The following is a 12,645-nucleotide window of genomic DNA, read 5'->3' as shown; positions in this document are numbered from 1 at the left end:
ATAAGAAGTAGAGCTATGAGAGATAGCTTTTTAATCTTCTTTTTTGTTTTGTTTTTTATCGTAGAAATTTCTTCTAAAGTTTCTGTTTTTTCTGCCGTAGTGTTTCTTTTTGTTTTTCTTGTTGTTTAAGAACACCGCTAAAAATAGAACTGCCAAAATCACAATGACTATGATAAATTGTAAGTCTGGTGAAAATTGCTCGAGCATGATTCAAATTTTAGTAAAGTTAATGAGTTTTAATCTGATTTTAAAATCAGACACGAATTACAAAATCTTGTTTGACTTGTTCCTGTCTAAAAAATACAAGCCCCCACTGAAAAGTGTCGATGGTGACTTTTACGTCCTTATGAACTTTTATCTGCTCCCAAGCTGCTTCCATAGAAGATGACAAATGAATGTCATCGAAAATAAAAAGGCTGTCGTTGTGTTTATGGGCTAATAAGCGTTCAAAATAATTTAAGGTGATTTTGCCCTCGTGATGCCCGTCTATAAAAACCAAATCAAACTTATTTTTTGAATTTGCCTGTTCAAAATTCTCACTAGAGCCAAAGCCTGACAAATACTCAGAAAATGAAGAAGATAGTGCATAAATATTTTCAAGGCCTTCACTTTTAAAAAGTTGCCTTGCAAAGGAAGAAGTTTCTCGACAAGCCTCCACTGTTGTCAAACTTGTTTTTCCATTTCCTGCAATACTGAAACTCCCAAGTCCAATAGAAGTTCCTAGTTCTAGTGCTTTTTCTACAGAAAGGTAATCGACAAGGCGAATCATTAGTCGAGCCCGCTTCTTTGATATTGAAACATGTTCGGCAATTTTAGAGACAGGTCTCCTATTCCCCTCAAAAACTTTTGATTTCGCCCCAAAATCTTCAACTTCAAGTATCTCTTTGGATTCTAAATTTTTTCTTTGTGCACTGTACCAAATTCCATAAGCTTTAAAATAGTGCTTATTATAAAAGCACTGAGTGATCAATTTGTAAACAAAAGGGGAATGTATGCCATGTTGGTTTTTGGAATGCCACAAAAATTTTAAATACGCCTTTATTTTGAACCACATGATTTACAACTTTCCTTATATCGTATTCAGTTCTTATAGATTACCAAAATTAAGTTCAGATCAGAGTAAGATTAATTAAAAGACTTTTCTATCCCTCAATTTTCATAGATAATTCAAACCACTGTTCTGTTTTTGATTCCAGCTCTTTTTGGATGTCCTGTAACTCGATGGTTTTATCTTTAACCTCTTTAGCGTTTAACTCTCTAAGGAAATCAGCTTCGAGCTTTTCTTTTCTTTTCTCTAGAGAGTGGATTCCCTTTTCCAGTTTTTTATAAAGCTTTTGCTCATTAAAGCTGAGGCTGCTTTTTTGGTCTGAAACAGGTTTTGGTTTACTTGGAGATTCCGAAGAACTTTGGCTACTTTCCTCGTATTTGGCTTCAAGTTCTAAGGCTTTTATATCCCTGTAGTCAGAATAATTCCCAGTGAAATCGGTTACTTTTCCTTCACCAAACACAAATAAATGATCCACTATTTTATCCATAAAATACCTGTCGTGACTCACCACAATTAAGCATCCAGGGAAGTCTAAAAGGAAGTTTTCGAGAACATTTAAGGTCACAATGTCTAAGTCATTAGTAGGTTCATCCAAAATCAAAAAGTTAGGGTTTTGAATCAATACCGTACATAAGTATAAGCGTTTTTTCTCTCCACCGCTTAGCTTTTCTACAAAATCGTATTGCTTTTTACGATCAAATAAAAATTTCTCTAAAAGTTGCTGAGCAGAAATTTGTCGCCCTTTATTAAGAGGGATATAGTCGCCATAATCTCTTATCACTTCTATTACTTTTTGACCTTCTTTAGCCTTAATACCATCTTGAGTGTAATAACCGATTTTTAAAGTTTCTCCATGGATAACTTTACCTTGGTCTGGAGCTAACTTACCTGTCAAGACATTCAAAAATGTAGATTTACCAGTACCATTTTTACCAATAACGCCTATGCGCTCATTTTTCTTGAAGATGTAATCAAAATCTTCAAAAAGAAACTCGTCTTCAAAGCCTTTAGACACGTGATGCATTTCTAGAACCTTAGATCCCAAACGTTCCATATTAATTTCCAACTCTACCTTGTGGTCGTTTCTACGTTTGCCAGCTCGATCTTTTATTTCTCCAAAGCTTTCGATTCTGGATTTGGATTTGGTCGTTCTAGCCTTAGGCTGTCTTCTCATCCAGTCCAACTCTTTTTTATAGAGCTGTTTTGCTTTTGCTGTTGTGGTTTGCTCTACTTCTATACGTTCAGCACGTTTTTCTATATAATAACTGTAGTTGCCTTTATAGCTATATAGAGTTTTGTCCTCTAGTTCCAAAATATAATTACAAACACGGTCTAGAAAATACCTATCGTGGGTAACCATAAATAAGGTAAGGTTTTCAGTCTTTAGAAATTCCTCGAGCCATTCTATCATTTCCAAGTCCAAGTGGTTGGTTGGCTCATCAAGAATAAGCAGGTCTGGTTTGTCCAATAACAAATTGGCTAGGGCCAAACGCTTTTTTTGACCTCCAGAGAGCTCGCCCACTTTCTTAGAGAGGTCGTCTAACTTAAGTTTAGTAAGTATTTGTCGGTAAGTCGTTTCAAAATCCCAAGCTTGCTTGGCTTCCATTTGGTCGAAAGCGCTTTGATAAGCATCTGCGTCTTCTGGATTTTGTAAAGCCTTTTCATAAGCACTGATGATTCTCAAAACCTCATTATCAGAAGTAAGAATAGTTTCCTCAATAGTCAACTTTGGGTCAAGGTCAGGTTCTTGAGGAAGAACCCCGACTTTAACTCCTTTTCTATAGACCACCTGTCCATTATCTGGAGCTCCTATTCCAGAAACAATATCTAGTAAAGTAGTTTTACCGGTTCCATTTTTGGCAATAAGCGCAATTTTTTGGCCCTGGCTAATGCCAAAAGACAAGTTTTCAAACAATACAAGTAAGCCGTATGACTTAGAAATTTCTTCAACTGATAAGTAATTCAATGCTAAATTTTTTGCAAAAGTACTCAAGTCCATTTGAAATAGCTAATTCTTTAGCTTATAGAACTTTGAATTGCTGCTAATAATTTCCAAAACAAGGAGATCCCTTCCTTCAAAAGTATACTTTTGCAGCTTTATAAATTATTTAAACACAAACAAATGAAAGTAGCTGTCGTCGGCGCTACCGGTATGGTAGGCCAAGTGATACTCCAGATTTTAGCGGAGCGTAATTTTCCTTTAACTGAATTAATTCCAGTGGCTTCAGAAAAGTCAGTCGGAAAAAAAATCATGTACAAGGAAAAATCTTATACCGTTGTAAGCCTTGAAGACGCAGTGAACCGAAAACCAGAGATTGCTTTGTTTTCTGCTGGTGGTGAAACCTCACAAGAGTGGGCTCCAAAATTTGCAGAGGTGGGTACAACCGTTATTGATAATTCTTCTGCTTGGCGAATGGATCCTACCAAGAAGCTAGTAGTTCCAGAAATAAACGCTTCAGAAATTACAGAGGAAGACTTGATTATCGCTAACCCCAACTGTTCTACAATCCAGCTAGTGATGGCTTTACAGCCATTGCATAAGGCCTATCAAATAGATCGTGTCATTATTTCTACTTACCAATCTATTACAGGTACTGGGGTAAAAGCAGTGCGACAATTGGAAAATGAATATGCAGGTAAGGCTGGTGAGATGGCCTATCCTTATCCTATTCATAAAAATGCAATTCCGCATTGTGACGTTTTTTTAGACAACGACTATACCAAAGAAGAAATGAAGTTGACTAACGAAACCAAAAAAATCCTGTCGGATGATAGCATCAAAGTAGCTGCTACAGCAGTTAGAATCCCTGTGGTTGGCGGTCATTCAGAATCGGTTAACATCGAATTTAAAAAGGCTTTTGAAGTTGTTGATATCAGAAAGCTTTTAAGTGAAACCGATGGGATCACCCTTCAAGACAACCCGCAGGTGAATACGTATCCAATGCCTATCTATGCTGAAGGCAAAAACGATGTCTTTGTTGGGAGGATACGAAGAGATTTCACGCGCGACAATGCTTTAAATCTTTGGATCGTTTCAGATAACCTTAGAAAAGGAGCGGCGACCAATGCGATACAAATCGCTGAGTACCTTTTAGAAAAGCGGTTCAAAGTATAGGATTTAAGACGATAATGACCACAAGGGCTTTTCTTTTTTTTGGAAAAGCCTTTGTGTTTTACTCCAGCTTTTAAGTTTGATATCAAAAAACATCAAAGCTGGCTGCATTAAATTCAGAGTAAATAAAAGAGCTGAAAAGCATATGATTTTGATTGATTATATTTACCACAAAATCATTTTTCTATGAAACAAATAGTATTACCTCTTGCAGCTTTATGCCTCTTGGCATCTTGCAATGAAGGTGAAAAAAATCAAGCAAATTTGACATATCCAGAAACAAAACAGGTCGATACGGTAGACACGTATTTTGATACTGAAGTGAAAGATCCTTACCGTTGGTTGGAAGATGACCGTAATGCAGAAACTGAAGACTGGGTAAAAGCCCAAAATGAAGTCACCTTCGGATATTTGGATAGCATTCCCTTCAGAAACAAGCTGAAAGAGCGTTTGTCTAAAGTGTGGAATTATGAAAAAATAGGAGCTCCTTTTGAGCGTGGAAAGTATACTTACTTTTCCAAAAACGATGGTTTACAAAACCAATATGTCTTTTACCGCTATAAAAATGAAGACTCCATAGAAAATGCAGAGGTGTTTTTAGACCCGAATACCTTTAGCGACGATGGAACGACTTCACTCGCTGGAATGAGTTTTACTGAAGATGGTGAAACCCTCGCCTATTCTATTTCTGAAGGCGGTAGCGATTGGAGAAAAATAATCGTCCTCAATACTGAAACTATGGATAGAAAAGAAGATACGCTAGTGGACGTTAAGTTTAGTGGGGTGTCTTGGAAAGGAAATGAGGGCTTTTACTATTCTAGTTACGATAAGCCAGAAGGGAGCGAGCTCTCTGCTAAAACAGATCAGCATAAATTGTATTTCCATACCATGGGAACCCCTCAGAGTGGAGATGAAGTTATTTTTGGAGCAACTGAAGCAGAAAAGCATAGGTATGTTTCTGGAAATGTAACAGAGGATGATAGGTATTTGGTGATTTCTGCATCCATATCTACTTCAGGTAATAAGTTGATGATTAAAGACTTGACCAATCCAGATTCAGATTTTATAGAGGTTGTCGATAATTATGACAGCGATGTTTATGTGATTGAAAATAAAGGTAGCAAATTGTTTATGGTGACAGATAAAGACGCGCCCAATAAAAAGATTGTGACTGTAGAGGCAAGTGCACCTCAGCCTGAAAACTGGGAGGATTTTATTCCCGAAACAGAACATGTTTTGTCTCCTTCTACAGGTGCTGGATATTTCTTTGCAGAATATATGGTAGATGCGGTTTCTCAAGTGAAGCAATACAACTACGAAGGTGAATTAGTGAGAGATATTGAATTACCAGGTGTAGGTTCTGTTGGAGGTTTTGGTGGTAAAAAAGAAGCGAAAGACATCTACTTTTCTTTTACAAATTATACTACTCCAGGGACCATTTACAAGTTTACTCCTGAAAATGGAACTTACGTGGTATATCAAAAACCAGATATCGACTTTGATACGGAGGCTTACGAAAGTAAGCAAGTATTTTACCCGTCCAAGGATGGAACTAAAATTCCAATGATCATCACTCATAAAAAGGGGATTGAATTGGATGGAACTCACCCAACTATGCTTTACGGATATGGAGGATTCAATATTTCATTAACGCCATCTTTTAGTACTGCAAATACAGTATGGTTAGAAAATGGAGGTGTTTACGCTGTGGCTAATTTACGAGGTGGAGGTGAATACGGAAAGGAATGGCACAATGCAGGAATTAAAATGAAAAAGCAAAATGTCTTTGATGATTTTATTGCAGCTGCAGAATATCTTATTGCTGAAAACTATACGTCATCAAATAAATTGGCGATTCGCGGAGGATCTAACGGAGGTCTTTTGGTAGGAGCTACAATGACTCAACGGCCCGACTTGATGCAAGTGGCTTTACCAGCGGTAGGCGTTCTGGATATGTTACGTTACCATACTTTTACCTCAGGTGCTGGATGGGCTTATGATTATGGAACATCTCAAGACAGTTCAGAAATGTTCGAATACCTAAAAGGCTATTCCCCATTACACAGCATTAAAGACGGTACAGAATATCCAGCTACTCTGGTGACTACGGGAGACCATGATGATAGAGTAGTACCAGCGCACAGTTTTAAGTTTGCCGCTGAATTACAAAGTAAGCAAGCAGGTGGTGCCCCTACTTTAATTCGAATAGAAACTGATGCTGGACACGGAGCAGGTAAACCAACTTCAAAAATTATTCAAGAATACGCAGATATTTTTGCCTTTACCTTTTATAATATGGGCTATACTGAATTATAGTTTCTAAGGTGATTTTATTGTTTATAAAACCCCTGTTTTAATCAACAGGGGTTTTTGTGTTTAAAAAGATTGTGTTGAACTGAGCGTTTCGATTCTTCGATAAACTCAGTAAAGGCTTGGTTAAGGTTTTTCAGCATCTTCTCCAAACTAGTTTGTCATGCTGAACTTGTTTCAGCATCTAAACCTTAGGGGAATCAAACCACTTTAGTACACCCTAGCTAATACCAATTTAGCATTCAAATGTTGTATAAAATTAGTTTTTTTTTCACTTACTAATCATCATAAAATAGAACCGTAACTATTGCTATGCTTATATTTTTTTCCTCAACTAAGTAAAAAACCTGTGCTAAGCTACGTCGTAGTATAATTTGTCATGCTGAACTTGTTTCAGCATCTCTAGTTTTATCGTGACTGTCTAAACATCTAAACCTTAGGTGAATCAAATCGGTTTAGAACACCCTCGCTAAGACCCAGAAACACGGCCTATCTTCTGGCAAAGGCAGGTTAAAAAGTGACAAAGTTTGAATGTTGAAATCTATGAAAGCTTGAAACAGCTAGGTCTTGATAAAAGTCTTTAAAGTCTCTTATACCAAATTATATTTATAATGCCGTATGAATAAATTGAATTATTTTTTGATGGATTGAAATCAAAAATAACTAGCATAGCCTTAGCTTCGGTAATTATTTTTGATGAAAATCAGGCGAAAAAGAAACGATTTATTACGTCATTATAGGTCTAATTTGGTATTAGATCAGCAAATAGAAATAATCGATAATGTTGATTAAACATTAAAACTCTATTTTCAACATTTTGAGTTTCACCGACGGAGAACTTATTGGATTGTTTGTTTCAAATTATATAGAGGAAATGAAAATAGTACTCCAAACATATTCGGGACTAAACTAGCACTGATCAAATGCTAAAAAAACTAGTGAAAGAGGAAAATTCATTGTGTTTTTAGGTGAAAGCACATCATATATAAATATAACAGATGTCGTAAGTATTCGTAGCACTGGGAAGTCTAGTGAACAGCTGACAAGGGAAACACTGAAGTAGGTTCACATTGCAATTGGAAACGCAAAAATAGACCTACAGAAGTTTTATAAAATAAGGCGGAAGTATCTTCAGTTATATCTAGATGAGTTCATTTGTAAACTCAATAGGAGGTCTTTTGGAGAGAGACTATTTGACAAGCTAATTGGCTTTTGGTGTAAACAACTTGATACCAAATTATATTTAATTCAGGTTTAAACAAATTTTAATTCCTTTTCATGCGTGATAATTATCATGAAACTATAATTATGCGCCAATTTGAAGTGTTCAAGAGTGAGTATATTTACATCAAAACGCAATTAAATTCCATCATGGATAAGAAAAATCACAATCGCATAAAAGCTGTTCTAGCAGAAAAGAATGTTTCATCAAAGGATTTGGCAAAGCAGTTAAGTAAGACTGAATCAACTGTTAGAGGTAGCTATTTAGTTTTATAGTTTTATAGTTTTTTATATCTTGTATGTGAATAAAATAAGAGTTGTATGATTAATTTTGAAGGGCAAAATGCCCAAGAGTTTTATGTTCGGTTCAATTCTGTGCTTTCTTGTAAGGAATACCTATCAGAAATAAAATGGGAAAATGGTTTCAAATGTGTAAAATGTAGTCATAGTGCTTGTCAAATTCGTTCCAATTATGATCGTACCTGTAATAAATGTAGTCATACAGAATCAGCATCTGCAAACACGCTTTTTCATAAAGTAAAATTTGGATTAGATAAGGCTTTTATCATCTGTTTTGAAATGGCAACGACTACTCGTAGTTTATCAGCAAGTTATTTGGCAAAACGAGTAGGAGTTACACCTTATACTGCCCGAATGTTCATGTACAAGGTTCGTGATGCTATGAAGTCTAGTGAGAACTTTCCAATGATGAATCGCGTTGAGGTAGATGAATTTGTGGTAGGTGGAAAAGAAGATGGTAAGGTTGGGAGAAGCTATAATACCAAGAAATAAAAAGCTGTAGTAGCCCTTGAACTAACAGAAAATGGAAAAGTGAAAAGAATGTACGTGAATCAAATAAATGACTTTTCTGCTAAAGAATTGCGTCCAATATTTGATAAGCATATCTCAAAAACGGCAAGTATCAACACGGATTTGTGGCGCGGATATAGACCTATAGCTAAAGAATTTAATATCGAACAGATACCTAGTAATTCTGGGAAAAACTTCAAAATCTTACACACTATGATTCATCAAATCAAATCGTGGATTAGAACTACCTATTCATATGTAAGTTCTTTCCATATTAGTGGATATTTTGATGAATTTTGTTATCGATTGAATAGGTCTAGAAGTAAGAAAACCATCTTTCATAACCTTGTTTCTAGAATGATGCAAAAACCGAAATTATATCAATCCAAATTAATATGTACTTAAGTAGCTACCTCTATCAACTGTTTCTCGATGGTGTACGAATGATGTTCAACCAAGTATTCCGGTGCTAAGTCAAATCGCTAGTATTTTGGATATTGATGTTAGGGAATTGTTGGTAAGCTCTAAAAATTAAATTTCGCTTTTTGGAACATTTTTAAGAAAAAGCAGTACAATTATTTATAATTTCGTGCGCTTATGAATTTCGATACTGGACTTACTTTAAGCAAAGGAAAAATTAACCAATTAGTCAGTGGTTATAGTGCTCTAGATTATTCCGTAAAATTATCGGAGTTATTGAAAAGTGTATTCCCAATGAATAATTTTGATTCTCTATCAAAATTTGATCTTCATAAGTTGTATAATGAGATAATCCTTAAAAATTACAAAGGAGAAGAAATTTTAAAGTATAAGTTATTCGAAAAACACATCAACCGACAAAACTTAATCGCCGCTTTTGAGGTAAAAGTAAATAGAAGTAGAGTAGATTTTCTAACAATCAATGGCTCGACAACAAGTTTTGAAATAAAATCAGAATTAGACAATTTGACAAAATTGGCCAAGCAGTGTGCTGACTATCTTCTCGCGTTTGAGTATAACTATTTAATGATCCATGAAAGTCATGTTGAAAAAAGTTTAGAGATAGTTCCAGAGAGTTTTGGAATTTGGAGTTTCAATGACCAAAAGTATTCAAAGCTTAGAAAAGCAAAATTGAATAGTCAAATTCAACCTGAAATACAACTTGGCCTTTTAACAAAAGCTGAACGAGAAAGAGGTTTTAAAAAAACCAACGGTACTCTTGATGGAATTATTGACTTATATGATGCCAAAAAGATAAATAATCAATTCAAAAAGATTCTTAAGAATAGATATGCGGAACGGTGGGACTTTATCGTTTCAAATAATAGAGAAATACTTCCTATTGATGTACAGTTTTTCTTCAATACAAATGTCTGTCCTTCTCTCATCTATCAGCATTAGTCAAAATCCCCATTAACTACCCTACAATTAATGCAGTGAATATAATGTTCCATTCCTATGCGCTTGAACTTTGCAGGGCTTTTTCCTGGCTCACCCTCTAATTCAATTTTTTTAATAATACCCCAGCCAATATTATCGAACCCTAAATAATCCAATTCGGCCTCATCCATTCTCCCCGAAGCTTCTGATCCAACAATAGCTGGAACAATTGTTGTCTCAAATTCATCTAACTTTCTGTGGCCCTCTCTATAACGAAAGCCATAAAACCGATTCCCAACTGCATCATAGAAAATAAACCCAGGACTTATTCCACCTCCCTTAGTGACATCATCTTTCTTGATTCCAGCGTAATCTGAAAAACAACTTCCTTTGAGTAAATGAAACTTATTTATCAGACTATTGTCAATATCTCTGACAACGTCATTGTGAGCAAGCCCTTTATTAGTTATTCCTTTAGAAACAGCATTTCGATGAATAATAACGTTACAATTTAAACTTTCCAACTCATCGGCAATATCTAGTAAATCTCCATCGTCAAGATCCAATTCCATCTCCTCTAAATCCATAATAACATAATCTTCTGGTTTGGATATCGCTTTAATCTGTGCAATATCACGAGAAAATGTCTTGGGAAAAGTTCGGAATGCAATTGCACCAAAGAAAGGTCTGAGATCTGTTTCTTGAATTAGAATAGACTGTCGTTCTCCTGTCACTTCTGCATAGGTTGAAATTACAGGAATTACCTTATGACTGAGCATTGCAAATTTTTTCATGTATGCAGTCCTGTTCTCTCTTTTCAAAATGACTCCTCTAATAAATCGTACAACATCAGCATCCATTTGCACTCTTGGTATAAGATGAATAGGGAAATCCACAAAAACTTGTTTTGCATTAACCTCATTAATTAGTGGCAAATAATCATCTTCAAAAGTTTTTACTTTTCTCCTTTTCGGAGGAGTTTTTGTGTTCTTTTTAGGTGTTGAAGGTTTTCTCAAAAGCTCCTTATAAATCTCAATGCACGGATAAATCCTATTTCCAAAATCAAAACTTTTCAGTACTTTATTCTCTTCTTGTCGCGCCCTAAATATTGGCATATACTTTAATTCAGTACTCATAGTAATAGTATTTAGAATTAGTTTTTTATTCGCCGAAGAACTCATCAAGTAAAACCTTCGATTTAAAGGAAGAACCAAAAGTAAATGGTACTCTTTTCAAATGTTGCAAACGTCCAATTACAATTGCGGCATGTGTATCATACTTCCTTGCGATATTTCTGATTTCTTTTTCTGTAATCTCATCAGACAGATCATTAATGAATTCATCCGGTAGTAATGTTTTTCTAGCAAAAGCATCTGCCTCTTTTTCTTTTTCTTCGTTTAATTCTAATCCCTTTATCCCTTCTACAAACACTTCTTTTTTACCATGTAATAAAATGTGCGCTACTTCATGAAAGAATGAAAACCAAAATTGATCATTTGATTTATACCTGTCTGTTAATTGAATTAGTGGACTTCCAGCCACCCATCTAACAACCCCACTAACTGGGGCTTTATTTATACTAATTGTATAGACAAGAGCTACTCCTGCATCAGAACATAACTTTATAAGTTGAATTGGAAAATCCTCTGGATTCGATCGCACCAAGGCTCTAGCTTTAATCAGATTATCTTTAAACTTTTTCTTATCGTAAGCCTGAATGTTGCGCTTTTTCATATTTAGCTCTCCTATTCTCAGCCAAGCTGCGAGAGCTCCTAACGTACTTTTATGCGCAGGACTTTTTCGAAATGCAGCAGAAACATATTGACCAACATATAATGATTCCCATTGCTGAGGTGCAGCGACTCCATAAAATTTCAAGCACTCTTCGACTGTATTTGCATCCTTTTGGCTACTTGATATAAAACCATTCGCTTTAAGTTCTTTTAGAGGCTGTGAGTCCAACCAATCCGTACTGTCAGTTAAAGTTTCCTCTTGCTCTATTCTAGAAAATTTTTCGCGATAAAGCATCTCTTTATTAAGCCAAAATTGAGCGTCGATTCCCAATACTTTTTCAAGCTGAAGTGCCGTAGCAATTGTAATAGGCTCTTTCCCTGAAATCAAGTCATTTATTTTGGACGGAGTCTTTCCCATTCGATCAGCCAATTCAACTTGACTCATCTTTAGATATTCTATAGATTCCAAAATAGTATCACCTGGTTTTGGTAAAAGCTCACGTTCGTCATTAAGTCTGCTCATGTCTATCTATTTATTCCTTAATGATAATCTACAATTTCAAGAATGCGGATTTTATCTATCGCTTCGGTTTCGATACCCCCATCTTCCAATAATGGAATAGGATCGCAATCAATTTCGAATATTAATCGATAGTTTCCAGAAATAGCTACTGCCCATTCACTTTTTCTTTTCCCAGACAATTGATGACAATTTGCAGCTGGAATCTGTATAAGAACTGCCAAATTTGGCGAAGCCGCGATATCATCTAGCCTGTTAGCTATTCGCTTAGCATGAACTCCGTAGGCCTTTTTTAACTCTGTGGCGTTGGTTAACTGCTTTCTTAATTTATTCCTGCTATAGTCAATTTGCATTCTGTAATTATAGTTACCCTTTTTCAGTAATGATTTTTCAAATATAGACTTTACTTATGATTCGTGCAAATAAATAACTCTATTTCAACAAACTAAAGTTTTGAAAATAGAAATACAAATTATCAGAATCCTGCCCTAATCAAAAGATCTTATAGAACTTTGAAATTCATAGTAGGTAC

General features: G+C 35.4%; 10 protein-coding genes and 3 pseudogenes. 7 read left to right on the top strand and 6 right to left on the bottom strand.

Translation table 11 applies throughout. The annotated features are described in order from the left end of the window. Positions 1-30: 30 nt before the first annotated feature. The 3 genes from P700755_RS20265 to P700755_RS09225 form a co-directional block, all read right to left on the bottom strand. The gene (locus P700755_RS20265) at positions 31-207 is read right to left on the bottom strand and encodes a hypothetical protein (protein ID WP_015024400.1); all 177 of its coding nucleotides are present in this window, start codon (positions 205-207) and stop codon (positions 31-33) included. A gap of 46 nt (positions 208-253) precedes the next feature. Beyond that, a complete protein-coding gene (locus P700755_RS09230; RefSeq protein ID WP_015024399.1) occupies positions 254-1,054 on the bottom strand; it encodes an O-methyltransferase in 801 nt (266 codons plus the stop codon). Positions 1,055-1,142: 88 nt separating this feature from the next. Beyond that, a complete protein-coding gene (locus P700755_RS09225; RefSeq protein WP_041758733.1) occupies positions 1,143-3,014 on the bottom strand; it encodes an ABC-F family ATP-binding cassette domain-containing protein in 1,872 nt (623 codons plus the stop codon). A gap of 156 nt (positions 3,015-3,170) precedes the next feature. Between P700755_RS09225 and P700755_RS09220 the strand changes: the two genes are divergently transcribed. The 7 genes and pseudogenes from P700755_RS09220 to P700755_RS09200 all read left to right on the top strand — a co-directional run bounded on the left by P700755_RS09220 (position 3,171) and on the right by P700755_RS09200 (position 9,881). Continuing rightward, on the top strand, positions 3,171-4,163 hold the full coding sequence (locus P700755_RS09220; protein ID WP_015024397.1) for an aspartate-semialdehyde dehydrogenase: 993 nt from the start codon (positions 3,171-3,173) through the stop codon (positions 4,161-4,163). Between the two features lie 183 nt (positions 4,164-4,346). Continuing rightward, the gene (locus tag P700755_RS09215) at positions 4,347-6,476 is read left to right on the top strand and encodes a prolyl oligopeptidase family serine peptidase (RefSeq protein WP_015024396.1); all 2,130 of its coding nucleotides are present in this window, start codon (positions 4,347-4,349) and stop codon (positions 6,474-6,476) included. Positions 6,477-7,425: 949 nt separating this feature from the next. Next, positions 7,426-7,728, top strand: a pseudogene (locus tag P700755_RS20740) (hypothetical protein); the annotation flags it as partial. A 20-nt stretch (positions 7,729-7,748) separates the two neighbouring features. Next, on the top strand, positions 7,749-7,967 hold the full coding sequence (locus P700755_RS20415) for a hypothetical protein (protein ID WP_015024395.1): 219 nt from the start codon (positions 7,749-7,751) through the stop codon (positions 7,965-7,967). Between the two features lie 45 nt (positions 7,968-8,012). After that, positions 8,013-8,906: pseudogene (locus P700755_RS09205) on the top strand (IS1595-like element ISPto10 family transposase). 22 nt (positions 8,907-8,928) lie between these two features. Next, positions 8,929-9,036: pseudogene (locus P700755_RS20735) on the top strand (transcriptional regulator); the annotation flags it as partial. A 62-nt stretch (positions 9,037-9,098) separates the two neighbouring features. Continuing rightward, the gene (locus P700755_RS09200; protein WP_015024394.1) at positions 9,099-9,881 is read left to right on the top strand and encodes a sce7726 family protein; all 783 of its coding nucleotides are present in this window, start codon (positions 9,099-9,101) and stop codon (positions 9,879-9,881) included. Here the strand turns inward: P700755_RS09200 and P700755_RS09195 are convergent. Genes P700755_RS09195 through P700755_RS09185 form a run of 3 tightly spaced genes read right to left on the bottom strand, consistent with a single transcriptional unit; the run spans position 9,878 to position 12,466 of the window. After that, positions 9,878-10,996 carry a beta family protein gene (locus tag P700755_RS09195; RefSeq protein ID WP_015024393.1) on the bottom strand — a complete coding sequence of 373 codons (1,119 nt, stop codon included), beginning with the start codon at positions 10,994-10,996 and terminating at the stop codon, positions 9,878-9,880. The two genes, P700755_RS09200 and P700755_RS09195, sit on opposite strands and share 4 nt — an antisense overlap. 25 nt (positions 10,997-11,021) lie before the next feature. Then, positions 11,022-12,116, bottom strand: a complete 1,095-nt coding sequence (locus tag P700755_RS09190) for a HigA family addiction module antitoxin (RefSeq protein WP_015024392.1) — start codon at positions 12,114-12,116, stop codon at positions 11,022-11,024. A gap of 17 nt (positions 12,117-12,133) precedes the next feature. Beyond that, positions 12,134-12,466, bottom strand: a complete 333-nt coding sequence (locus tag P700755_RS09185; RefSeq protein WP_015024391.1) for a type II toxin-antitoxin system RelE/ParE family toxin — start codon at positions 12,464-12,466, stop codon at positions 12,134-12,136. Between the last annotated feature and the right edge of the window lie 179 nt (positions 12,467-12,645).

The organism is Psychroflexus torquis ATCC 700755, from assembly GCF_000153485.2.
In the GTDB taxonomy this organism is placed as follows: Bacteria; Bacteroidota; Bacteroidia; order Flavobacteriales; family Flavobacteriaceae; genus Psychroflexus; species Psychroflexus torquis.
This window is presented reverse-complemented; position numbering and strand designations above follow the sequence as displayed.